This is a genomic window from Streptomyces sp. Ag109_O5-1 (genome assembly GCF_003814875.1).
Taxonomy (GTDB): domain Bacteria; phylum Actinomycetota; class Actinomycetes; order Streptomycetales; family Streptomycetaceae; genus Streptomyces; species Streptomyces sasae.
This window is the reverse complement of record NZ_RKQF01000001.1, coordinates 4,181,926-4,205,078: the sequence shown is the minus strand read 5'-3', so window position 1 is coordinate 4,205,078 and position 23,153 is coordinate 4,181,926. Positions and strand designations below refer to the sequence as shown.

The 23,153-nt window shown below is 70.7% G+C and carries 23 protein-coding genes and 1 pseudogene; 15 read left to right on the top strand and 9 right to left on the bottom strand.

The window, feature by feature from the left end; translation table 11 throughout:
• The first annotated feature begins 6 nt into the window (after nucleotides 1-6).
• From EDD90_RS19030 to EDD90_RS18990, 9 genes and pseudogenes are all read left to right on the top strand, one after another.
• Nucleotides 7-315 (top strand): SpdD protein, encoded by a 309-nt coding sequence (locus tag EDD90_RS19030; RefSeq protein WP_123974172.1) that lies wholly within the window; start codon nucleotides 7-9, stop codon nucleotides 313-315.
• A 94-nt stretch (nucleotides 316-409) separates the two neighbouring features.
• A complete protein-coding gene (locus EDD90_RS19025; RefSeq protein ID WP_123974171.1) occupies nucleotides 410-592 on the top strand; it encodes a hypothetical protein in 183 nt (60 codons plus the stop codon).
• Between the two features lie 5 nt (nucleotides 593-597).
• Nucleotides 598-807 carry a hypothetical protein gene (locus EDD90_RS19020; RefSeq protein WP_123974170.1) on the top strand — a complete coding sequence of 70 codons (210 nt, stop codon included), beginning with the start codon at nucleotides 598-600 and terminating at the stop codon, nucleotides 805-807.
• Between the two features lie 4 nt (nucleotides 808-811).
• Nucleotides 812-2,245, top strand: coding sequence for a replication initiator protein RepSA (gene repSA, locus EDD90_RS19015; RefSeq protein WP_123974169.1), 1,434 nt, complete (start codon nucleotides 812-814; stop codon nucleotides 2,243-2,245).
• Nucleotides 2,242-2,439, top strand: coding sequence for an AlpA family transcriptional regulator (locus tag EDD90_RS19010; protein WP_123974168.1), 198 nt, complete (start codon nucleotides 2,242-2,244; stop codon nucleotides 2,437-2,439). The genes repSA and EDD90_RS19010 overlap by 4 nt, the downstream gene beginning before the upstream one ends.
• A pseudogene (locus tag EDD90_RS19005) lies at nucleotides 2,439-3,676 on the top strand (tyrosine-type recombinase/integrase). Before EDD90_RS19010 ends, EDD90_RS19005 begins: the two are co-directional and overlap by 1 nt.
• Before the next feature lie 342 nt (nucleotides 3,677-4,018).
• Complete coding sequence (locus EDD90_RS19000) at nucleotides 4,019-4,672, top strand: TetR/AcrR family transcriptional regulator (RefSeq protein WP_123974167.1); 654 nt, start codon at nucleotides 4,019-4,021, stop codon at nucleotides 4,670-4,672.
• The gene (locus EDD90_RS18995) at nucleotides 4,665-4,970 is read left to right on the top strand and encodes a hypothetical protein (protein ID WP_185149148.1); all 306 of its coding nucleotides are present in this window, start codon (nucleotides 4,665-4,667) and stop codon (nucleotides 4,968-4,970) included. The genes EDD90_RS19000 and EDD90_RS18995 overlap by 8 nt, the downstream gene beginning before the upstream one ends.
• A 115-nt stretch (nucleotides 4,971-5,085) precedes the next feature.
• Nucleotides 5,086-6,225 (top strand): C40 family peptidase, encoded by a 1,140-nt coding sequence (locus tag EDD90_RS18990; protein ID WP_123974165.1) that lies wholly within the window; start codon nucleotides 5,086-5,088, stop codon nucleotides 6,223-6,225.
• 120 nt (nucleotides 6,226-6,345) lie between these two features.
• On the opposite strand, the gene EDD90_RS18985 is transcribed toward EDD90_RS18990, so the two are convergent.
• From EDD90_RS18985 to EDD90_RS18960, 6 genes are all read right to left on the bottom strand, one after another.
• Nucleotides 6,346-7,284, bottom strand: a complete 939-nt coding sequence (locus EDD90_RS18985; RefSeq protein ID WP_123974164.1) for a diiron oxygenase — start codon at nucleotides 7,282-7,284, stop codon at nucleotides 6,346-6,348.
• A 134-nt stretch (nucleotides 7,285-7,418) separates the two neighbouring features.
• Complete coding sequence (locus tag EDD90_RS18980) at nucleotides 7,419-8,894, bottom strand: penicillin-binding transpeptidase domain-containing protein (RefSeq protein ID WP_123974163.1); 1,476 nt, start codon at nucleotides 8,892-8,894, stop codon at nucleotides 7,419-7,421.
• Nucleotides 8,891-10,252: an FtsW/RodA/SpoVE family cell cycle protein gene (locus tag EDD90_RS18975; RefSeq protein ID WP_123974162.1), complete on the bottom strand. Its 1,362-nt coding sequence runs from the start codon at nucleotides 10,250-10,252 to the stop codon at nucleotides 8,891-8,893. Before EDD90_RS18975 ends, EDD90_RS18980 begins: the two co-directional genes overlap by 4 nt.
• A 188-nt stretch (nucleotides 10,253-10,440) precedes the next feature.
• Nucleotides 10,441-11,670, bottom strand: coding sequence for an ATP-binding protein (locus EDD90_RS18970; RefSeq protein ID WP_123974161.1), 1,230 nt, complete (start codon nucleotides 11,668-11,670; stop codon nucleotides 10,441-10,443).
• Nucleotides 11,667-12,383, bottom strand: a complete 717-nt coding sequence (locus tag EDD90_RS18965; protein ID WP_123974160.1) for a hypothetical protein — start codon at nucleotides 12,381-12,383, stop codon at nucleotides 11,667-11,669. Before EDD90_RS18965 ends, EDD90_RS18970 begins: the two co-directional genes overlap by 4 nt.
• Nucleotides 12,384-12,510: 127 nt before the next feature.
• Nucleotides 12,511-13,017: a dual specificity protein phosphatase family protein gene (locus EDD90_RS18960; RefSeq protein ID WP_185149147.1), complete on the bottom strand. Its 507-nt coding sequence runs from the start codon at nucleotides 13,015-13,017 to the stop codon at nucleotides 12,511-12,513.
• A gap of 100 nt (nucleotides 13,018-13,117) precedes the next feature.
• On the opposite strand from EDD90_RS18960, the gene EDD90_RS18955 reads away from it, so the two are divergent.
• Nucleotides 13,118-13,921 carry a nuclease-related domain-containing protein gene (locus EDD90_RS18955; RefSeq protein WP_123974159.1) on the top strand — a complete coding sequence of 268 codons (804 nt, stop codon included), beginning with the start codon at nucleotides 13,118-13,120 and terminating at the stop codon, nucleotides 13,919-13,921.
• Nucleotides 13,922-13,981: 60 nt separating this feature from the next.
• On the opposite strand, the gene ligD is transcribed toward EDD90_RS18955, so the two are convergent.
• The gene (gene ligD, locus EDD90_RS18950; RefSeq protein ID WP_123974158.1) at nucleotides 13,982-14,863 is read right to left on the bottom strand and encodes a non-homologous end-joining DNA ligase; all 882 of its coding nucleotides are present in this window, start codon (nucleotides 14,861-14,863) and stop codon (nucleotides 13,982-13,984) included.
• 52 nt (nucleotides 14,864-14,915) lie between these two features.
• On the opposite strand from ligD, the gene EDD90_RS18945 reads away from it, so the two are divergent.
• A complete protein-coding gene (locus EDD90_RS18945; protein ID WP_123974157.1) occupies nucleotides 14,916-15,878 on the top strand; it encodes a Ku protein in 963 nt (320 codons plus the stop codon).
• A gap of 126 nt (nucleotides 15,879-16,004) precedes the next feature.
• On the opposite strand, the gene EDD90_RS18940 is transcribed toward EDD90_RS18945, so the two are convergent.
• On the bottom strand, nucleotides 16,005-18,296 hold the full coding sequence (locus EDD90_RS18940) for an FdhF/YdeP family oxidoreductase (protein ID WP_123974156.1): 2,292 nt from the start codon (nucleotides 18,294-18,296) through the stop codon (nucleotides 16,005-16,007).
• Between the two features lie 236 nt (nucleotides 18,297-18,532).
• Here EDD90_RS18940 and EDD90_RS55535 point away from each other — a divergent pair, with 236 nt between their 5' ends.
• Nucleotides 18,533-19,015 (top strand): hypothetical protein, encoded by a 483-nt coding sequence (locus EDD90_RS55535; protein ID WP_185149146.1) that lies wholly within the window; start codon nucleotides 18,533-18,535, stop codon nucleotides 19,013-19,015.
• Between the two features lie 510 nt (nucleotides 19,016-19,525).
• On the opposite strand, the gene EDD90_RS18925 is transcribed toward EDD90_RS55535, so the two are convergent.
• On the bottom strand, nucleotides 19,526-20,248 hold the full coding sequence (locus tag EDD90_RS18925; protein WP_260327931.1) for a hypothetical protein: 723 nt from the start codon (nucleotides 20,246-20,248) through the stop codon (nucleotides 19,526-19,528).
• A 240-nt stretch (nucleotides 20,249-20,488) separates the two neighbouring features.
• Between EDD90_RS18925 and EDD90_RS18920 the strand changes: the two genes are divergently transcribed.
• The 3 genes from EDD90_RS18920 (at nucleotide 20,489) to EDD90_RS18910 (ending at nucleotide 22,683) form a co-directional block, all read left to right on the top strand.
• The gene (locus EDD90_RS18920) at nucleotides 20,489-21,304 is read left to right on the top strand and encodes a hypothetical protein (RefSeq protein WP_123974152.1); all 816 of its coding nucleotides are present in this window, start codon (nucleotides 20,489-20,491) and stop codon (nucleotides 21,302-21,304) included.
• Nucleotides 21,305-21,308: 4 nt separating this feature from the next.
• Nucleotides 21,309-22,271 carry a hypothetical protein gene (locus EDD90_RS18915; protein WP_123974151.1) on the top strand — a complete coding sequence of 321 codons (963 nt, stop codon included), beginning with the start codon at nucleotides 21,309-21,311 and terminating at the stop codon, nucleotides 22,269-22,271.
• 115 nt (nucleotides 22,272-22,386) lie between these two features.
• Nucleotides 22,387-22,683 (top strand): hypothetical protein, encoded by a 297-nt coding sequence (locus tag EDD90_RS18910; RefSeq protein WP_123974150.1) that lies wholly within the window; start codon nucleotides 22,387-22,389, stop codon nucleotides 22,681-22,683.
• Nucleotides 22,684-23,153 lie beyond the last annotated feature (470 nt).

Sequence of the window (23,153 nt, the reverse complement as noted above, 5' to 3'; positions counted from 1 at the left end):
CCGCTGATGTTCACCCCGAAGTACCCCACCCCGGACACGGCCCCGGCGCCCACCGCGCCCCAGACCTCCGCCCCGGCGCCCGTCGTCTCGGCCGCGCCTGCCCCGGCTCCGGTCGCGCCCGCGGCTCCGGCCCGGCCGACGGTTCAGCTCACCCCGGGCTCTGCGCTCGCTCTCGCCGCTGGCGGTGGCGCCGTGGTCCTGGTCGTCGGCGCGGTCTTGGTCTCCATGCTCCTCGCCGTTGCCATCACCGCCGTCTCGGTGGCGCTGGTGGCGGTCGTCCTCAAGTCGCTGCTGAAGGACCTCAACCAGCGCTAACGGCCCCCGGAGCGGCCTCGGTCGCCAAACTTCCGCCGCTCCGGGCGCCTCAACCCACTTCCTGATCCAACGGACCCGAAAGGGAAGCCCCATCATGCCCCGGAACACCCCGAGCCCGCGCGTCTGCCACGACTGCGACGGCTTCGCCAGCGCCGCCATCACCACCGGCACCCGCAACCCGGACGGCACCCGCACCACCCTCGCCGTCGACTGCCGAGCCTGCCACGGCACCGGCACCACCGCCCCCGCCGCCGCGCTGATCCGGACCGGGAGGTGATCGGCATGCCTCCCAAGCTCCCCAGTGACCTACGCCCGACCGAAGACTTTCCCGGCCTGCGTGTGAAGGGCGGTACCCGCTACAGCCGCTCGCAGGGCGACTACCTGTGCGGCGGCTGCGGTGCCGAGGACCACGCCAACGGCGACGACGACGTCAAGGCCCTGGTCAACGACTGGACCGCCAACCACGGCGTCGCCCACCGGAAGGGCCGGTGAGCGCGTGACCGGCACCGCCACGATGGCGGGCCTGGAGGACCCGGCCACCCTCACCGACGTGCTGAGGCTGGCCGGGTCCCCCGGCTTCGACCGCATCCAAGACCAGATCCGCCGTACCGGCGGCTGCTCCGACCCGATCCACCTGCAAGGCTCCACCGTCACCCGCGACCGCGTAACCGGTCAGATCCTCCACCGGTACGACACCGACAACGAACCCGGCGGACGGCTGCGGATCGCGTGCGGCAACCGTCGCGCGTCCCGCTGCCCCGCCTGCGCCTGGACCTACGCCGGGGACACCTACCACCTCATCCGCGCCGGCCTCGTCGGCGACCCTGCCAAGGGCACCTCCGAGACGATCCGAGACCACCCGCGGGTCTTCGCCACCCTTACCGCGCCCTCGTTCGGCCCGGTCCACAACCGTCCCGGCAACCGGCCTTGCCGCTGCGGCACCCGCCACGGTGAGGACGCGCCCGAACTCGGCACCCCGCTCGACCCCGAAACGTACGACTACGCGGGCGCCGTGCTGTGGAACAACCACGCCTCCGACCTGTGGCGGTACTTCACGATCTACCTGCGCCGCGAGATCGCCCGCCGCGCCGGCCTCACACAGAAAGAAGCGCACGAACAGTCACGGGTGGCCTTCGGCAAGGTCGCCGAGTACCAGAAGCGCGGGGCCGTCCACTTCCACGCCGTGATCCGCTTCGACGGCCCCGACGGACCCGACAGCCCACCCCCGCTGTGGGCCACCCTCGACCTGCTCACCGACGCCATCCATGCCGCTGCCGGCCGCGCACAGGTCGACGTCAAGCCCGCCCGCCACCAGCCCGACCCCGGTCAACCGGCCCGCACCCAACCCGCCCGCACCCTTACGTGGGGCACCCAGGTCGACGTCCGCCCGATCCGCGCCTTCGGCGACAGCGAGGACATCACCGAAGCTGCCGTGGCCTCCTACGTGGCCAAGTACGCAACCAAGGCTGCCGAGACCACCGGCACCGTCGACCGCCGGATCGGCAACAAGGAAGCCCTGACCCTGCTCGGCGTCCCGGACCACCCGCGCCGGCTGATCGAAGCCTGCCTCGACCTGCACGCGCTCTACCCGGACCGAAAGCTCCGGGACTGGGCTCACATGCTCGGCTTCCGCGGCCACTTCTCCACGAAGTCCCGGCGCTACTCCACCACCCTGGGCGCCCTGCGCCAGGTCCGCGCCGACTACCGCGCACAGCAGCAACGCCGCTCCCTCGGCCTGCCCGACCCGGACGACGAGACCGAGGCGACCACGCTCACCCTCGCCCACTGGGCCTACGCCGGCCACGGCCACACCCCCGGCGAATCTTGGCTTGCCGCATCGATCGCGAAGGAGATCCGACTGAACCGCGAGACCGCACGTGAAGCGCTCGCCGACTTGCCCGACCCGGACGGCTGGGAGGTGCGCGCATGAAGCTTGCTCTGCCGCCGCAGTACCTGACTCCGGAAGACCTCGTGACGCTGCTGCGCCTGCCCAGTGTCGAGACGGTCTACCAGTGGCGCCGTAAGGGCATCGGACCGCGAGGCTTCCGCGTCGGCCGGTACCTGCGGTTCGACCCCGACGACGTACGGGCCTGGGTCGCGTCCCTCATGGAAGGGGCCGCCTGATGGCCGGACACATCCAAGACCGCTGGTACAAGACCGAAGCGGGACCGAGCGGCAAGCCGGCCAAGGTCAAGACCGAGCGCTACGGCACCGGCATGCGCTACCGGGCCCGGTACGTCGGCCCCGATGGCACCGAGAAGTCCAAGAGCTTCCCCGATCGCAAGAAGCGGGAGGCTGAGCAGTGGCTGAGCCGTATCGAGGCGGACATGGCGACCGGTCACTACGTGGACCCGACTGCGGCCAAGGTGACGTTCCAGGAGTACACGGAGAAGTGGCTCACGACCCTCGGGGCTGACCCGAACACGATCGAGTCCATGAACTCCCAACTCCGGCTGCACGCTTTCCCACACATCGGTTCCCGCCCGCTCGGGTCGTTCAAGCCGGAGCACATCCGGGAGTGGGTGGCGGTGCTCGAAGGCAGCGTGCCCGGCTCGTACGGCCGGATCATCTACGCCAACGTACGGGCGGCCCTGAGCGCCGCCGTTGACGATGGAACCTGCCCCGGAATCCGGTCTCCGCGCGATCAGTGAAGCCCCCGACGCTGGATCCGAAGCGCGTGGTGCCCTGGTCGGTTGAGCGGGTGTTCGCCGTGCAGACTGCTATGCCGGAACGGTACCGAGCCATGGTCGACCTGGGCGCCGGCTGCGGCATGCGCCATGGGGAGATCCTTGGGATCGCCGCGGATGCGATCGACTTCGAATCCGACACGCTGCACGTGGTTCAGCAGCTCAAACTCAGCCGTAGTAAGCCCGTGTTCGCGCTGCCCAAGGGCGGCAAGACCAGGGACGTACCGCTTCCCGGCCCCGTGGCCGATGCACTCAGGGCCCATATGAAGCAGTTCCCGCCGGTTGAGATCACGCTGCCCTGGAAGACGCCCGATGGACCGAAGGTCACCCGGCGGCTCGTTTTCATGGCGGTCGGCGGCAACCACGTATGGCGCACCTCCCTGAACGAGGAGTCGTGGAAGCCGGCGCTCGTCGCGGCTGGCGTCATCCCGGAGCCGGAGACCAAGGCGGCCGGTTACGCGGCGGCTCGCGAGCACGGCATGCACGCGCTGCGCCACTTCTACGCGTCCGCGCTCCTGGACGGCGGGGAGAGCATCAAGGCTGTCAGTGAGTACCTCGGCCACAGCAACGCTGCCTTGACGCTGCGGATCTACGCTCACCTCATGCCGAGTAGCCAGGAGCGGACCCGCACGGCCATCGCGACGGTCTACGCCAAGGCCCCACGTTCTGTCTGACGGCCCACAGACGGCCCACGGCCCTGTACGGCCCGACCAGTTCGGTAGAAACCGCTGGTAGAGGCCTTACGGGGCCGTCGTCTTGCTTCTCTGAGCCGGAGAAGACGGCGGCGTACCTGGCCTCGGTGGCAGGCGCTGCCTGAGCAGGCCGGTTTTCGGCCGCGGGTTCGTGGTGGTTGCTCGCGCAGTTCCTCCCCCGGCCTTCGGCCGGGGGTACCCCCAGCGCCCCTTCGGGGGCGCGTTGCCGTCAGGGGCGCGGGGAACTGCGCGACCAGCCCCGACGGCGCCGCACCCGGCCGACGGCCATCGCCCGGCCCCCGGCGGAGCGCATACGCTGAGCCCATGACCCCCCAGGCCGCCACCCCCGCCTACCGCAGGCTGTCCGTCGAGGAGCGGCGCAGCCAGCTGCTCGACGCGGCCCTGTCCCTCTTCGCGCACCGCGCGCCCGAGGACGTCTCCCTCGACGACGTGGCGGAGGCGGCCGGGGTCTCCCGGCCCCTGGTCTACCGGTACTTCCCGGGCGGCAAGCAGCAGCTCTACGAGGCCGCGCTCCGGTCCGCCGCCGAGGAGCTGGAGCACTGCTTCGACGAGCCCCGCGAGGGCTCCCTGCTGCCCCGGCTCTCCCGTGCCCTCGACCGCTACCTCGCCTTCGTCGATCAGCACGACGCCGGCTTCAGCGCCCTGCTGCAGGGCGGCAGCGTGGTGGAGACCTCGCGGACGACGGCGATCGTGGACGGCGTACGCCGGGCCGCCGCGCAGCACATTCTCAGCCACCTCGACATCGCCGACCCCGGGCCCCGGCTGCGGATGACCGTCCGTATGTGGATCACGGCCGTCGAGGCGGCCTCCCTCATCTGGCTCGACGAGGACAAACAGCCGCCCGTCGACGAACTGCGGGACTGGCTGGTGGAACAGTTCGCCGCCGCACTGAGCGTGACCGCGCGCCGCGACCCGCAGACGGCCGCCCTCGTCGACGCCCTCGCGGCGGATGGCTGAGACTGGTGCCGTGAAGAGTCAGGACACCCCCTTCGAGGGCGGCCCCATGGACGGCCGTGTGCTCCCCGTGCTGCTCGGCATGACCGGCCACCCCCCGAAGACGTACCGCATCCCCGTCCCCGATCCGGCCGGCGGCAAGCCCACGGTCCTGGTCTACCGCCGTGTGCCCCGGGGGCACAGCAGGCGTCTGGGCGTGCCCCAGGGCTGGAAGTACGAGTACGACCCGACGGGCAGGGGCGGCAGCGGCGGCGGTCGGCCGAAGTGGCCGTGGTCGAAGCCGGATGCCACCGACGGGTGACAGACGTACGCCGAACCGCCCACACTCGCCGCGCGAACCGAGCGGACATGTCTGATTATCACGTCTGATTATTCGATGCCGAACGGAGAGACCGTTCCGCATCGGAGGTGATGACGTGTCAGCGAGGTTTCTGCGTCTGGCCTGTACGGCCGCCGTGGCGGCCCAGGCGGTCCTCGCGCCCGTACCCGCGCTCGCCGTGCCCGAGCCGCAACGGCCCGTCGCCGAGCTGCTGACGGACCTTCAGCAGCTGTACCGGCAGGCCGAACAGGCCACCGAGACCTACAACGCGACCGAGGAGCGGCTGCAGCGGCAGCGCGCCGAGGTGACCCGGCTGGACGACGAGCTGGCCCTCGCTCGGCGCTCCCTGCACAGCAGCAGGGCCGAGGCGGGCCGGCTGGCCCGGCAGCAGTACCAGAGCACCAGCGGGATCTCCCCGTACATCCGTCTGCTCCTCGCCCGTGACCCGCAGCACGCGCTCGACGAGGGCCATGTCATCGGCGAGCTGGCGCGCGAGCGGGCCAGGACGGTGGGCCGGCTGGCGGGGGACGAGCGGAAACAGGCGGACCTGGCCCGGAAGGCCCGCAAGGCGTTCGACACCCGGCTCGCCCTCGCCGACGCCGAGAAGAAGCAACGCGACGAGGTCCGGGCCCGTCTCTCCGAGGTGGAACGGATGCTGGCCGCCCTCACCCCCGACCAGCTCACCGCCCTGGCCGCCCTGGAGCAGAACCGGACGGCGGACGCCCAGCGCAGACTCACGACCTCCGGCTCCCTGAGCGCCACCACGCCACCCCCCTCCCAGGAGGGCGACCGCGCGGTGCGCTACGCGGTGCAGCAGCTGGGGAAGCCGTACGAGTGGGGCGCGGCGGGCCCGAAGACGTACGACTGCTCGGGCCTGACCTCACAGGCCTGGGACCACGCCGGCACCCCCATCCCGAGAACCAGCCAGGAGCAGTGGGCCGCCCTCCCGCACGTCCCCCTGAACCAGCTGCGCCCCGGTGACCTGGTCGTCTACTTCCCCGAGGCCACGCACGTGGCCCTCTACCTGGGCGGGGGCAGAGTGGTCCAGGCCCCCCGCCCGGGCGCGAAGATCAAGGTCTCCCCGATCGCGGCGAACCCCATCCTGGGCGCGGTACGCCCGGACCCGAAGGCCCGGCCGCTGACCCGCTACACACCGCCGACGGTGCCGAAGGAAGCGACGGAAGGTCCGGACGAAGGCTTCAATCCTTCACAGCCAACGGCACCGACACCTACCTGAACAAGCGCGGGTGGGGCTTCGAGATGCGGGACCGACACCCGCCCAGGGGCGCGGGGCTGTATCAATGTGCGGCTTCGCCGCGTGTGCGCGACCAGCCACGACACAACCCGCACCCGACCCTCAGGCCAGCAGCCCCGAGCTCTTCCACAACCGTCGCCCGGCCCCCCGAAGCACCCCGATGTCGTCCAGGAAGTCCGTCAGCTTCTTCGCGCCCGACTGCATGACCTCCCGCCGGTGCCCGCTCGCCCGCACCTGGGCCACGGCCTCCCGCCGGTCCAGCCCCACGTTCGTGTACACCTCGGGATTGACGAACGCCACGGAGAACACCCGCGCGAACTCCCCCGACGTCACCCGGGTGAACTCCTGCGACCACCGCGGAGCGGTCACCATCTGCCGCCGCAGCTCCTCGCGGGCGTACCGCACATGCCGGGCCTCCTCGACCACATGGATCCGGGTGACCCCGCGGATCAGCGGCTGCACCCGCTCGTCCGGGAACGTCAGCCGCTGCATCCAGTCCAGGACCTCCTCGCCCAGCAGGGTCGCCGTGAAGGAACCGGGCGTGGTCGAGATCGTCTTGAACAGGCGCCCCAGGTTCTGGTGCGCCCGGCTCACCGGATACCAGGGCGCGTCACCGCGCTCGATCAGCCGGGCGAACATCTTCGAGTGCCGGCACTCGTCCTCGATCTCGGTCAGCGCGTAGCGCACGTGCGCGGTCGTCGTCGGCTTGTCGTAGACGTGCCTGACCAGCAGCTGCATCAGGATCAGCTCGAACCAGATGCCCAGCGAGGCCAGTGCCGCGGCCTCGTGCTGCGACAGCAGGATCCGCTGCTCCTCGCTCATCCGCTTCCACATCGGCGTGTCGTAGAGCGACACCAGCTCCGGCGGCCAGAACCACTTGCCCTCCTCGAAGGGCGCGTCCCAGTCCAGCTCCTTGTCCGGGTCGAAGGAGTGCTTCGCGGACGAGACGAGCAGCCGTTCGGCCACCTGCTCGCGGTCCTTGAGCAGGCCGAGCGCGTCCCGCAGTCCGTCGACCGCGTCCGCTTCCGTCAGGGTCGTCATGGCTCCCTCACCTCGTTACCGGGGGGTACATCGTCGTCCGCTCTTATGAGACTGCTTGTCAGCAAGGCGGTCAATCCCCCGCACACGACTTGTTGACCCCGCGGCCACCCCGACACCGGACCGCACCGGACCGCTCAGAGTCCGAGCACCGCCCGCATCACCGCCTTGGCGATCGGCGCCGCGTCCCCGCCGCCGCTGATGTCGGACCGCTCGGCAGCCGCGTCCTCCACCACGACCGCCACCGCGACCTTCGGCTCCATGTCGGTGTCCGCCTGCGCCCAGGACACGAACCAGGCGTACGGCACCCCGGCGTTGCCGATGCCGTGCTGCGCGGTGCCGGTCTTGCCGCCGACCGTGGCGCCGCGGATCGCCGCGTTGGCGCCGGTGCCCTCCCGGACCACGTCGACCATGAGCTCCTTCATACGGACGGCCGTCGAGGGACTCATCACCTGCCGCACCGGCCCCGCACCGCCCGTGTCGACCGTCTCGCCGGTCCGCCGCACGGTCCGGTCCACGAGATACGGGGGCCGGGCCAGCCCCCCGTTCGCCACCGCCGCCGCGACCATCGCCATCTGCAGCGGGGTGGCGCGGGTGTTGTACTGCCCGATCGACGACAGCGCCAGCTGTGCCTTGTCCACGTGCGTGTCGAAGGTGCTCGGCGCGGTGGCGAAGGGGATCCGCTGCTGCGTGTCGTTGAAGCCGAACGCCTGGGCCGTCGACGTCATGTCCGCCACCCCCACATCCACGCCCAGCTTCGCGAAGACCGTGTTGCAGGACCACTCGAAGGCCGCCCGCAGCGAGGCGTCCCCGCAGCCGTCCCCCTCGTTGGTCAGCCGGGTCCTGGTGCCCGGCAGCCGGTAGGGGTCGGGGGAGTCGGTCGGCGCGTCCAGGTCGGTGACCACCCCCGCGTCCAGCGCGGCCGCCGCGGTGACCACCTTGAAGGTGGAGCCCGGCGGATACGTCTGCCGTACCGCGCGGTTGAGCATCGGTTTCTCCGGGTCGTCGTTGAGACGTGCCCAGGCCGAGGTCACCGCCTCGCTGTTGCCGGACAGTTCGGAGGGGTCGTACGACGGGGTGGAGACCAGGGCGAGGATCCGGCCGGTCTCCGGTTCGATCGCGGCGACCGCGCCCTTGCGCCCGTCGAGGCCACGGTAGGCGGCCTCCTGGGCCTCCCGGTTCAGTGTCGTCACCACGTCACCGCCGGGGTTCCGTGCCCGGCTGACGTCGTTCCACAGCGGGAACGGCGACAGCAGCGGGTCGGTGCCGGAGAGCAGGCCGTCCTCGGCGTGCTCCAGGAAGGCCGTGCCGTACTGCTGGGAGGCGAACCCGGTCACCGGGGCGTACAACGGCCCCTGCGGATACGTGCGTTCGTAGCGCAGCTGCTCCCCGGTGTCCCGGGAGCCGGTGACCGGTACGCCGCCGACCAGGATGTCGCCGCGGGGGAGGCTGTAACGGGCGATGGCGGTACGGCGGTTGGCGGGATTGCCGTCGTAGGCGTGGGCCCGGACGACCTGGACGCGGGCCGCGTTGACGAGGAGGGCGAACAGCAGCAGGGCGCAGAAGGCGCGGGCCCGCCTGATGTACGCGGCGGTCCCCTGGCGCCGGCTCATGGGGCCACCTGCCCGTCGTACTGGCTGCGGGCCGAGTCGCTCACCCGGATCAGCAGGGCCACGATCGCCCAGTTGGTGACGACCGAGGAGCCGCCCTGGGCGAGGAACGGCATCGCCATGCCGGTCAGCGGGATCAGCCCGGTCACCCCGCCCGCGATCACGAACACCTGGAGGGCGACGATCGAGGCCAGCCCGATGGCGAGCAGCCGGCCGAAGGGGTCGCGCAGGGCGAGGCCGGCCCGGTAGCCGCGCTCGACGAGCAGGCCGTAGAGGAGGAAGATCGCGGACAGCCCGGCGAGGCCCAGCTCCTCGCCCGCCGTGGCCAGGATGAAGTCCGACTTCGCCGCGAAGCCGATGAGGACGGAGTGGCCCAGGCCGAGCCCGGAGCCGAGGATGCCGCCGGCCGCGAACGCGAAGAGCGACTGGGCGAGTTGGTTGGGACCCTGGCCGGAGTCGATCGACGCGAACGGATGCAGCCAGTCCTCGATACGGCCGTGCACATGCGGTTCGAGAGGGCCGACGGCGACGGCCCCGAACACGGCGAGCACCAGGCCGACGGCGATCCAGCCGGTGCGCCCGGTGGCGACGTACAGCATGACGACGAAGAGCCCGAAGAAGAGCAGGGACGTGCCCAGGTCGCGCTCCAGGATCAGCACCCCGACGCTCACCAGCCAGATCGTGACGATCGGACCGAGCACCCGGCCCGTCGGGAACTGCATGAACCACAGCCGGCGGCCCGCGTACGCCAGCGCGTTGCGGTTCGCCGCGAGATACGCGGCGAAGAACACCGCCAGCAGCACCTTCGCGAACTCGCTGGGCTGGATGGAGAATCCGGCGATCCGGATCCAGATCCGCGCGCCGTTGACGGCCGGGAAGAGGATCGGGAGGAGCAGCAGGACAAGCGCGACGGCCACGCAGACGTAGGCGTAGCGCTGCAGGACCCGGTGGTCGCGCAGTATCAGCACGACCATGATGAACAGGCCGACGCCCAGCGTGGACCAGACGAGTTGGGCGGGGGCCGCGTGGTCGCCGGGGGTCGCCAGGTCCAGCCGGTAGATCAGGACCAGGCCGAGTCCGTTGAGCAGCACGCCGATCGGGAGCAGCAGCGGATCGGCGTACGGCGCGCGCAGGCGTACGGCGAGATGGGCGACGAGCGCGAGGACGCCGAGGCCGGCGCCGTAACCGACGGCACCGGGCGGAACGGTACCGGTCCTTGCCAGGCCCACCGCGCAGTAGCCGTACACGGAGAGCAGGACGGCCAGCACGATCAGGGCGAGTTCGATGCCACGGCGCCGGGGGAGGCGTACGGCGGAGGTGGGGGACTCGGGCGCCGCCAGGGTGGTTCCGGCCTTGGTCATGTCCGGAACTTACCTAAAATAGAGGGAGTTGCGTGTCTTGTTGCCCGGCGCCAGCGTGGCGCCCTTACGGGTGGGACCGGCTGAGTTGCTTTCAGGGGCGCTGGGGGTACCCCCGGCCGAAGGCTGGGGGAGGAACTGTGCGATCAGCCACAGTGCACCCGCAGCCGCGCGACGCACCCGCGCCACCCCTATGGGAGCGTCAGAATCGCCACGGCGCCCCCATCCACCGCATTCGCGAACGACAGCCGCGCGCCCAGCACCTCCGCCTGCCCCACCGCGATCGTCAGCCCCAGCCCGTGCCCCTTGGTCCCGCCCTCCGTCCGGAACCGCTGCGGGCCGTGGGTGACCAGATACTCGGGGAACCCGCCCCCGTGATCCCGCACGGTGACCTCTTTCCCCTCCACCGTCAGCACCACCGGCGCGCGCCCGTGCCGGTGCGCGTTGGCCACCAGATTCCCCAGCACCCGTTCCAGCCGCCGCCGGTCGGTCTCCACCCACACGTCCCGGACGACCTTCACCTCGGTCTCCGTCCCGGACGCCCGCACCACCCGTTCGGCCAGCGCGCCCAGCGCCTCCGCGTCGGTCTCCAGCCGCTCCCGGCCCGTGTCCAGACGGGAGATCTCCAGCAGGTCCTCGGTGAGCGTGCGCAGCGCGGCGACCCGGTCCCGCACCAGTTCCGTCGGCCGTCCGGGAGGCAGCAGCTCCGCCGCCGCGTGCAGCCCCGTCAGCGGCGTCCGCAGCTCGTGCGCCACATCCGCCGTGAACCGCTGCTCGCTCAGCAGCTTGCCCTGCAGCGACGCGGCCATCCCGTCCAGCGCCGCGGCGACCGCGGCCACCTCGTCCTGCGGCCGGGTCGGATCCTTCGTACGGGGGTCCTCGACCCGCGCGTCCAGGTCCCCGGCGCTGATCCGCCGGGCCACCTGCGCGGTGCCCTGCAGCCGCCGGGTCACCCGGGTCACCGCGAACGCGCCGACCAGCAGCGTCGTCCCGATCGCCAGCGCCGACGACCAGAGGATGGAGTGGTCGAGCGCGGAGATGGTGCGGGCCTGCTGGGAGTAGTCGACGGCCACCGCCAGCACCCGGTCGCGGTCGGCCGGGCCGGCCGCCCACATCGTGGGGCGGCCGTAGTCGTCGGAGACCATCGTGCCGCGCTCCCCGGCCAGCGCCAGCGCCCGCAGCGCCGACGGCAGCCCCTGCGGATCGATCCTGGCCTCCGGCAGCAGCGTGTCCCCGGCCTCGAAGTCGCTCGTCGCCTCCGCGAGCCGGGACAGCGCCTGGTCGCGGGCCTGCGCGACGGTCTGGTCGGTCACCGACACATGTACCAGCACACCGAGCAGCGCGGCCAGCGCACAGCACATCACCGTGATGAACGCGGCCGACTTCGCCGCGAGTGTCCCGGCCCAGTGGGGGAGCCTCATCGCTTGCCCGCAACGGGTGCCGGGGTACGGGAGTGGCGCGCCCTGCCGGTGCGCAGGAACTCGTCCCGGGTGAACACCATCGCCTTCTGGTCCGGGTCCCACGCCCAGGTCGTCCGGTACTCGTACCCGGTGATCCCGGCCGGCGAGCGCACGATCACGGCCCGTCCGGCCAGCTCCACGCCGATGATCGCGTCGTTGTCGTCCAGCACCTGCACCAGCCTGTGCCTCTCGACGGTGTACACCCGCAGCGCGGTCTGGTTCGTCGGATACAGCCGGAAGCCGAGTGTCAGCTCGTCCCGTCCGTCCCCGGTCAGATCCCGGTAGTACGGCTTCAGCAGCGGACACCCGGCCCCGCCGCCGCCCGCCCCGCACTCAGCCATCCGGGTCGTGGTCTCGTGGTACGCCCCCTTGGACCCGTAGTCCGCCGGGTCCGCGGCGATCTCCGCCCGTACGACGGCCACCGGGTCCACCTTCCGGATGTCGTCGCCGGGAACGGTGATGCCCTTGACGGTCTGCGAGCTGCCCTCGTCGTAGGGCCAGGCCGGGCTGGCCGCCGGCCGCAGATCGGGCCAGAGCTTCATGGGGCTGACCGCGGTCGGGGTCGCCCCGGCCGCGCGCAGCCCGCCGGAGTCGCCACAGCCCGCCACCACTGTCGCCAGCAGGGCGACGGCACCCGCGACGAGGGTGGTGCGGAAGGGATGACGGGCTGGCACGCTGCTCCTGGCTCGGGTGTACGGGACCTCGGACGGACCCGGGACCTCGGACGGACCCGTACACCTTATTCGTGGATTCGTAAGGAAGTCCTTTTTGCACCTGAGGACGGACGGTGCAGGGGAGAGGCTACTCGGCCAGTTCCTCGAGGAGACGGGCGGTGGACAGACCGGCCCGCAGATAGGCGACGAACAGCTCGTTGTGCAGCGCCCAGGGCGAGCGCCGGGCCCGCACCAGCCGGATCGCCTCCTCGGCCGTACGCCCCTGATGGACGAGCGCCTGCGCGACCACCAGCCCCGACCGGTTGTACCCGCTGTAGCAGCGCACCAGCACCGACCGTCCGGCGTCCAGGGCCTCGCTCGCCGCTCTGGCCAGCCGCATCACCCCGGCCAGCTGCGTACCGTCCAGCGGCCCGTCGGGAATCGGCCACACATGGTGCTCGACATCCGGATCGGGCCCGTGCCCGGGCAGCCGCAGCAGACTCTGCACCAGATCGAACTCGTCCCGCACCACGGCGGCCTCCAGCCGCCCCGAGAGCCCCCGGAACTCATGGCCGCCCATCCACAGCCCGGGCAGCACCTCGCTCCACGGACTGTCCGGCGGCGGCACCTCGTACTGCTTCCCACGGATCCGCACCGGCGCCTCCCCGTTGCGCGCGCCAACCCCTGTCAAAGGTAGCCGGGTTCTTGCCCCTGGAGCACCCCGCCTGTTCCCATGGTCGAGGGGTGATGACGCTATGAGCGGACTGCGCGTCGTGCCGACCTGGCGCCACGGCCAGGAGCGGCTGTACGTCTGTCTCACGGACGGAAGGAACATCGCCTGGTACGACCGTGAGGCGGGCCGGGTCAACCTGCTCAGCGAGGAGCGGCTGGACGACGTACTCGAAACCCTGCGGCCGTTCCTGACCGGCCCGGTCACGGTCGGCCCGCCGCCGGTGCCCACGCCCGCCGAACTGGCGCGGCTGACCCTGCACCCCGACGACGACCTGGCACCCAACCGCCCCGGCGAGGCCCTGCTGATCGCCCTCGACCGGGACCCCGGCCCGGCCCACCGGCTGCGCCCCGACCCGCGCCGCCGCGCCCTGACCGCCGAACAGACCGTCGGCGAGGCGCTGGACCGCCTGGACGGCGTGGGCTGGCACGCGCTGCACTCCGTCCCGCTCCCCGGCGGCGACCGTCTCCACCACCTGCTGATCGGCCCCGGCGGCATCTTCTGCTTCCACTCGCTCTACGCCCGCAAGCAGAAGGTCCTGGTCGCCGACCCGATGGTCACCCTGGGCCGCCGCGACCCCCAGCCGGTCCTGCGCCGCCTGCGCGCGGACGCCGACCGGGCCGCGTACGCCCTCACGGCCGAGGTCCACCCGGTGCTGACCCTGACCGATCCGGCGGACATCACGGTACGGACCGCGCCGCGGGAGGTCCGTGTCCTCCGCGACCGGGACCTGGGCACCCTGTCCCGGCTGGGCGGGGTCCTCAAGCCGGCGGACGTGGAGGCGCTGCACGCGATGGCACGGGACCGCAACACGTGGGGGAGGGTGTGACCGGGACGAGGGTGTGAGCAGTCCGCGGCCCGGCCCTCACGGCAGCCGCGTGGCCCGCCCTCACGGCAGCGGCGCGGCCCGCCCCGCGTCCAGCAGCGGCGCCAGCAGATCCCCGTGGTCCTGGACGCGCGGCGCGATGTCCCCCGCCCGGAACGCCAGCCGCGCCGCCGCCCGGCACTGCGTGACCTCCTCCCAGGTCACCGGCGCCGACACCAGCGGCTCCCGCCGCGCCCGGAGCGTGTAGGGCGTGGCCGTCGTCTTCCGTGCCGCGTTCTGGCTCCAGTCCACGAACACCTTCCCCGGCCGCAGACTCCGCGTCATCCGGTGCACCACCAGCCGCGGCATCGCCCGCTCCGCCGCCACGGCCAGCTCCTTCGCGTACTCGCTCACCCGCTCACCGGTCGCCCCCCGCACCGCCGCCAGCAGATGCAGCCCCTTCGACCCCGACGTCTTGGCATACGCCTCGATCCCGTCCGCGGCCAGCCGCTCCCGCAGCCACAGCGCGACCTCGCAGCACTGCACCACCGTCGCCGGCGCCCCCGGATCCAGGTCGAAGACGATCCGGTCGGCCTCGTCGGGCGCCCCCACCAGCCACTGGTGCGTATGGAACTCGGCGACCAGATTCGCCGCCCACATCAGGCTCGCGAGGTCCTGCACGAGCACCATCCGCGCCGGCCCCTCCGACCGGCGCACCTCGGCGGTCGTGACCCACTCGGGCGTACCCGGCGGCACGTTCTTGGTGAAGAACACCTGGCCCTCCGGCCCGTCCGGATACCGCAGGAAGGACACCGGCCGGTCCCGCAGATGCGGCAGCAGGACGTCGGCCGTCGTCGCGTAGTAGTGCAGCAGCTCGCCCTTGGTGAACCCGGTCGCCGGATACAGCACCTTCTCCAGGTTGCTGAGCGCCACCCTTCGCCCGTCCACCTCTGTGATCGGCGTCATACGATGACAATCTCATACATACCCATACGGTCCGGACGGAGGGGAACCGCACGTGCGATCCATCTGGAACGGCGCGATCTCCTTCGGTCTCGTCAGCATCCCGATCAAGCTGGTGAACGCCACGGAGAGCCACTCGATCTCCTTCCGCCAGGTCCACGCGGAGGACAACGGCCGCATCCGCTACCGCAAGTTCTGCGAGCTGGAGGACCGCGAGGTCACCCAGTCGGAGATCGGCAAGGGGTACGAGGACGCCGACGGCACGATCGTCCCGATCACCGACGAGGACCTGTCCCACCTGCCCATCCCCACCGCCCGCACGATCGAGATCGTCGCCTTCGTCCCGGCCGACCGGATCGACCCGCTCCAGATGGAATCGGCGTACTACCTGGCCGCGAGCGGCGCGCCCGCGGCGAAGCCGTACACCCTCCTCAGGGAGGCCCTGAAGCGCAGCAACAAGGTGGCCATCGCCAAGTACGCGCTGCGCGGCCGCGAACGCCTCGGCATGCTCCGGGTGGTAGGCGACGCCATCGCCATGCACGGCCTGCTCTGGCCGGACGAGGTCCGCGCCCCCGAGGGCGTCGCCCCCGACGTCGACGTCACGGTCCGCGACAAGGAGCTCGACCTCGCGGACGCCCTGATGGACACCCTGGGCGAGGTCGACCTGAAGGACCTGCACGACGAGTACCGGGAGGCACTGGAGGAGGTCATCGCGGCCAAGGCGGCCGGCGAGACCCCACCGGAGGCCCCGTCCCCGGCGCCGGGCGGCAAGGTCCTCGACCTGATGGCTGCCCTGGAGAAGAGCGTCCGCGCGGCGAAGGAGTCGAGGGGCGAGGAGGCGGAGGTGACTCCGCTGCCGAGCAAGAAGGCGACGGCGAAGAAGACGGCGACCCCGAAGAAGCCGGCGGCGAAGAAGACGGCGAGCAAGACGGCCACTTCGAAGAAGACGGCAGCCAAGAAGACGACGACGAAGAAGACGACAGCAAAAAAGACAGCACCCCGCAAACGCCCCGCATGACAGCGCGCCCCTACGGGGGCGCGGGGAACTGCGCGACCAGCCCCCACCCGCCCGCAGACGACCGACAACCTGCGGATGCACACCACTCCCGACCCGCCGACCATGAAAGACGTGACGACATCCCGGCTACCGCTCACGTGGTGGGTTCGCCGGCTCGACCCGCACGACGATGGACTTCGTGACCGGCGTCATGCTCGTCTCGGCCGTGGCGTCCAGCGCGGCCAGCACGTTGGTCTCATGGTAGTACGCGGCCGCACAGCCGCGCGGTGTCGGATACCGCACCACCCGGAACCCGGACGCCCGCCGCTCACCGTCCGGATGGACACTGACGAGGTCGACCAGGTCGCCGTTGCGCAGCCCCAGTTCCCGGATGTCCTCCCGGCTCAGGAAGACCACGCGCCGCCCGCCCCTGATCCCCCGGTACCGGTCGTCGAGGCCGTAGACCGTGGTGTTGAACTGGTCGTGCGAGCGCACGGTCGTGAGCAGCAGATGCCCCGGCGGTACGTCCACCCCGGTCGGCGGGTTGACGGTGAAGTGGGCTCTGCCGGTCGCCGTCGGGAAGGTGCGGGAGTCGCGGGGCGGTCGGGGCAGCATGAAGCCGCCCGGCTGCCGCACCCGTTCCTCGAAGGCGTGGAAGCCCGGGACGACATGCTCGATATGACGGCGGATCAGGGCGTAGTCGTCGCGCATGGCGTGCCAGCCGAGGCCGTCGCCGAAGAGTTCGTGCCCCAGGTCGGCGATGATCGCGACCTCGCTGCGCAGCTGCGGTGAACCGGGGGCGAGCCGGCCGCGGGAGGCGTGCACCATCGCCATCGTGTCCTCGACGGTGACGAACTGCTCGCCGCTCGCCTGCCGGTCGCGCTCCGTGCGGCCGAGGCAGGGCAGGAGCAGCGCCTCCCTGCCGTGACACAGGTGGGACCGGTTGAGCTTGGTGGCGATGTGGACGGTGAGGGCGCAGTTGGCCAGCGCCGCCTCGGTGACGTTCGTGTCGGGCGTGGCCGCGGCGAAGTTGCCGCCGAGGCCGACGAAGACGTCGATCCTGCCGTCGCGCATGGCCCGGATCGAGTCGACGGTGGCCAGCCCGTGGGCGCGCGGCGGCTCGAACCCGAACTCGTCGCGCAGCCTGTCCAGGAACGCGTCGGGCATCCGCTCCCAGATGCCCATGGTGCGGTCGCCCTGGACGTTGCTGTGTCCCCGGATCGGGGCCGGCCCGGTCCCCGGGCGTCCGACGTTCCCGCGCAACAGCAGAAAGTCGACGATCTCCCGGATGGTGGCGACCGCGTTGCGGTGCTGGGTGAGCCCCATGGCCCAGCAGACGACGACCCGGTCGGCAGCGAGCACATCGTCCGCGCACTTCTCGATCCGGCGCCGGGACAGCCCGCTCAGCGCCTCGATCCGCGACCAGTCCAGGCTCCGCCAGGCGGCCGCGGCCTCCTCGAACCCGTCGCAGTACCGCTCGATGAAGTCGCGGTCGAGCACGGTCCCGGGCCGGGCGTCCTCCCGCTCGACGAGCACCCGGTTGAGCCCCGCGAACAGCGCCAGGTCGCCGTTGATGCGCACCGGCAGATACCGGTCGGCGAGCCGGGTACCCCGCCCGACCAGCCCCTTCACGGTCTGGGGATTGTGGAACCGCCCGAACGCGGCCTCCGGCAGCGGATTCGCGGCGATGATCCGCGCACCCCGCTGCTTGGCCTCCTCCAACGCGGTGAGCATCCGGGGATGGCAGGTCCCGGGGTTCTGCCCGACGATCATGATCAGATCGGCGTGCTCGGTGATGTCGTCGTACGAGATGAGCCCCTTGCCGACGCCGAGCGTCTCGGTGAGCGCGGCTCCGCTCGACTCGTGGCACATGTTCGAACAGTCCGGCAGATTGTTCATCCCGAGCCGCCGCGCCAGCAGCTGGTACAGGAACGCGGCCTCATTGCTCGTACGACCGCTGGTGTAGAACACGGCCCGGTTCGGATCGGCCAGCCCGCGCAGCCGCTCGGCGACGATCGCGAGGGCGTCCTTCCAGGTGATGGGCGTGTAGTGGGCGGAGCCCGGTGCGAGGTACATCGGCTGGGTCAGCCGCCCCTGCGCCTCCAGCCAGTGCCCGTCCCGCTCCCGCAGCTCGCTCATGGAGTGCGCGGCGAAGAAGGCGGCGTCGACCCGCTTACGGGTGGCCTCCCAGGCGACGGCCTTCACCCCGTTCTCGCAGAACTCCGCGGTCTTCCGATGCCCGGGCTCGGGATCCCCCCAGGCACAGCTGGGGCAGTCGAACCCGTCGGCCTGGTTCAAGGTCAACAGCGTCCGGACACTCCGGCCGGGCCCCATCTCCGCCAACGAGTACCGCGCGGATTCGGTGATGCTGTGAATCCCCACGGTGGACGACTCGGGCCCGGACCCGGTAGGCGCAGGCTCGCCGGACTGCTCGGCCATGACTGCCTCTTCTCACGCTTCCGGCCTTGCTTTCGAGTTTCCACCCGGAGAACGTCTACGCGCTGCCGAGGCCCGCGCCGGGCATCCGCGAACTGCTGCATTGGCATGACCGGTGTCACCGGGGCGGGGGACTGGGCCGCCGCCTGTCGAGCCGGACCCCTTTACGGGTGTGACGATCACACAAAGGTGACAAGGCGACTCCGGCCCGTCACCGCACCTGGCAGGAGGGCCAATCGATGAACCGCACTCCCAAGTGTCTGATCGGCGTCACCGCAGCGATGGTCATAGGCACGGCGGGCCTGCTCGGCACCGGCGCGGGTGCTGCTGGCGCCACAAGTGCCACAAGTGCCACAAGTGCCGCTGGAGCCACTCGTGCCGCTCGAACCACTGGTGCTACGGGAGCCACTGGTGCTGTTGCTGCTGCCGGCAGCGCGCACTCCGGCAAGGCGCACTCCGGCGCGCACTGCGACCGCGCCGAGCAGGACATGTGGAGCGGCGACCCCAGCCGCAACCTGACCGGTCACGGCTGCAGCATCGCGACGGAGCGGAACCGCTGGTTCATCGTCGAGATCGACACCCTCGTACGGAAGTACTACAAGGGGGACACCGCGGGCGGAGGGGTCACCCGGACCGAGACCCTGCACAACAGAACCGTCAGGTGCATGGGCCATATCGCCGACGACAAGTCGGTGAACTGGTTCGGATGCCCGCCCTCCTGACACCCCGGTGAGGGCTGTGACACCCGGGGTGTCACAGCCCTCGCTCGCGGGCGCCCAGGTGTGTCCGCCGGGTGTGACACCGGGCGCGGGCTGCTGCCCGGAGGCGGATCGGGAGGACGGGACGTATGCGTACCCCGACCAGACGCGGCCTCCCTGCCACTGGGAGCCGTCCCAGACCAATGCCCTGGCCCGCGTTCCGTAGTAGCCCGCCCCGCAGGCCGCCGCCCCACCCCAGTCGTACACCTGCTCCGGTCCCCAGAGGCCGGGGAACTTGCCCCCTGCCTGACCCGTGGCACCGCATTTCCAGCCACTGGTCCGGCACACCGTCCAGGCGGAGCCGTTCCGGCAAGAAGGACGAGGCGCTCCGAAAGGCCGCTCTCCCCGGGGCAGTCACACTGACGCCAGCCGATGATCCGGATCCTTCCCACGGTGCGTATTCCTGAGAAGTGGGACATTGCGCAGGCGTGCGATGCCGGGCAGGGCGTGATGTACGCCGTCACCCCTGAGCGGTCACGGTGCCAGCGCGGCGGCCACTCGGGCCAGGCGCTCGGCTGACGGCGCGAAATGGTTGGCGGGGTTGCGGAAGGAGTACGCGCCGTCGTTGACGGGGAAACCGCGCCCGGCTGTCGTCCAGCGCGCTGGGCCGGGAGCCCCTTGGCCCTCCAGGAGGGCGGAGGCCAGTAGCTCGGGTGCTGCCACGCCGGTTAGGGCGCGGAGTGCGGCCGCCAGGGGGTCGACGGCGTCGCCCGGTAGCTCGTCGTCGCCGAACGCGGGCAGCAGGAGCAGCAGGCGGGCGTGGGGATCGGTGGTGCTGCCGCCGGGCAGCGCATTGTCCGCGGCCGCCACCAGCTCGGGCCAGGACAGGCCCGGTCCCATGAAGTGACCGTCGTCGCGGGCGAGGGGCTCGGCCCGCTCCCAGTCGGGGTGGTGGAGGAGGTAGTCGGTGCCGGCATCGTCCGCGAGCGTGCGGCAGACGATGTGGACGCGATGATCGCCGGCGAGGGGGACGGCGAACGTCGGCCACTCGGGCCGCTCCCACAGGGCCTGGTGGAATTCGCCGGCCACCTCGTAGTCCGCGCCGAACAGCAGTTCCTCCACCTCCTCGCTGTGGGCGCACGAGTGGAGGTGCCCCAGCCAGAACAGGGGTTCGTCCAGGAGCCCGGCCCGGTGCGTGAGGGGGCCACCTTCGTACCCCGGTATCCGGGCAGGATGAAGGTCTGCGCTGTTCGTCACGGAGAACATCATGCCGCCCGGCCGAGTCGACTCGGTGCCGGGCGGCAGGGCACGGCCGGTGCCAACGGCTCGGCGGCGGTGTCACTTTCATCCGACACGCCCCGGTATTCACGTGACGGGTCCGACATGTCTACGACAACATGGGCGTATGCCAGGGCATATCTGATCAGCGCGGCCCACCTGACCGTGTGTCACGACCGGCGCGGTGCGTGGTGGCCGGCTGCAGACGAGGGGGATGCCATGTCACGAAGCCATGTACGAAGCACTGCTGTCGCCGCATCGGCTGTGGTGGCGGCCGTAGCCGGTGTCACGGGGGCCGTACCGGTCCACGCTCACACCACCCAGTACTCCGACGGCAAGGATGTCGGCTACTTCGCGTACCAGCCGCTGGCCAAGCAGAACAGGATGGTCGGGTTCCTCTCCGACCGGCCGCTGCCCGAGAACGTGGTCACGCCGGTTTCCGGTCTCCCGTCCTCCGCGCGAGAACTGCTTGCGGGCCGGAGCGCGGTGACCCCGCAGACGGATACCCCCCGCGGATACAAGCTCCGCAAGGGAAACACCCCCACGAACTACATCTACAAGTCCGCCGACGTGTATGCCATCGAGGCCGACTGCGACTCGGACGGCTGCCGTCCCGTGCAGCAGGTCAAACTCGCGATCAAGGAGTACGTGCGAGGGCGGACGTCGAAGAACTGGGAGATCACCTTCTACGCGAGCCGCTATTCGGGCCCGTCGCACTTCCACATGGAGTACTACTACGAGTGCGGCGTCAACATCCCCAACGCAAAAGACAAAACATGCTCGACCTGGAAGCATGACGGTGCACAGGGCCACGCCGGACCGGCCACCGCCGTCAACAAGCAGTACATCGTGAAGAACTTCGGCAAGACGCCCGTGGTCACCAAGTTTCCCATGATCAATCTTCTGGTGACCTTCAACGACGGGTCCGAGGCGATCGGCGACGACGGGAAACCCGGCGAGAAGTTCCGTGGCTGGGATGTCTGTGTCACCAAGACGACCACGAAGCTGTGCCACAGTACCGGCGACGGCAGTTGAGCGGATGACGGTGGAGGAGACCATGGCGGGCTGGACCGAGCTGCGGGAACTCCTCCACCGCACGCCCAAACCCGCTGTGGAGGGACGGCATGTCTCCGTCCAGCCCCGCCGCGACAACGGACAGGGCTGGCCGCCCGCCAGCCCCGTCCGCCTGTCCGCGCGCTTCGCCTACCGGCCCCCCGGCGACTGGTTCCTCGATCACGGCAACGGGGACATCACCATCGAGGCGTACGATCCTGCCGACGGGCCCCATGCCGACGACTCGCCGAGTGGCCTCGACTTCGGCCCGCAGTTCCCCTGGGATCTCGCCCCGTCACCGGAACGCCTGATCAGTTGCGCCGACAGCCCGGCGCTGGCGGAAGCCACCGCCCTGGCGGAGCCGACGAACGTACGCCATCACGGTCGCGACGCCTGGGCGGTCACGTTGCGGACCCCGTCCCTGCCGTACCCGCTGCACGTGGTCGTCGACCCTACGGCCGGCATCCTTCTGTCGGCCGAGGTGGAAGAGGCCGGCTACCGCGAGGAACTGTCCGAACTGGACTTCCCCGCACGGCTGCCGGACAGCCGTTTCGAGTGGAACGACGTCCTGGAAGCGGCCGAGAAAGCCCATCAGATCCGGCGCGACCAGATCGTCGCGTCCCATGGTGAACGGACCTTGCCCCTCCCGGCGTTCTGGCCCGGCGGCCTGGACCACTTCGAGCCCAAAGCGTTCGACGGCGACCCTGCCACCGGCCTGCTCGCGATGGACTTGTACAACGACAACGCACCGGCTGACACGCCGACCATGGCGGTGCTCATCCGGCAGCGTCCGGACACCCCGTTCTTCGAACCCGGCTGGGTCGCGGACCCGGAAGCGTTCGTGCACCACTGGAAGGACAGCACCTGGCAGTGGACCCTCGCCTTGTGGGGCCGACCGCTGACACCCGAAGAGCTGGAGCGCGTCATCAACTCCATGCCGAAGGGCTGAGGCCCCCTCAGCTTCCGGAGCTCCCGGCCCGCTGCCTGACCACTTCGACTCCGGATCTCCCGCTGGTTCCGGTCGACGATGAGGAAGTGCGGTGGAGAAAAGCTAAGTTGCCCACATGGCTTACACGGATCCGCTTGTGCCGGCACTCACTGGTCTGCTCGTTGATGTCGTGTGGTGGCTGGAGAGTTGCGGAGACGAGGAAGTGGATCCCGACTCCGCGGTGAAGATGATGGAGAGCGTCGGCTGGGTGCTTCTGCAACTGCCTCCGGATCAACGCCGACGATTCGTGCAGGTGCTCGCGGACTTGGCCGAAGCGGAGCAGGAACCTGCGCGACGCGAGTTCCTGGAGTCGTTCCCCTCCGCGATCGGGATGGCCGAGGAGCAAGAAGAACGAGGTCGTGAGCGAGGCTGAACGAGACGGATGGGCGGACAAGGCCGAGGGGCCCGGCCCGTCATGCGCTCCGTGGCGATTACGACACGGAGATCGTGTCTCAGAGCTAGCCGTAGAAGATAAACGCCATCGGACAGAGGGCCGTTGAACCATGGCTTCGCCCGCTGGTATGCCCCGACCGGGTTGGGGCTGCTCGGCAACTGCTTGACGACTGAGTACCCATTTCCGAGTGACCTGTTGAGTGCCGGGGCTACCTGCAGGACATCCTTCGCGAGCGCCATCCGAGCCTGGGAGTACTGGTCGGCCCAGGCCTCCTTTTGCGGCATCGAGGAGAGCAGGGTCTACGCTTTCGCCGCGTTCGGCTGACGGGACAGCGTCGCGGGCGGCGGCCCGACAAGCGCGAGCCGTGGTGTTCAGACGGGCATAGGGATCGCGCTTGGCTTGCAGCGCTTGCTCATTGCGCTCCTGTTCCCGCTCAAGCTCGGCACGCC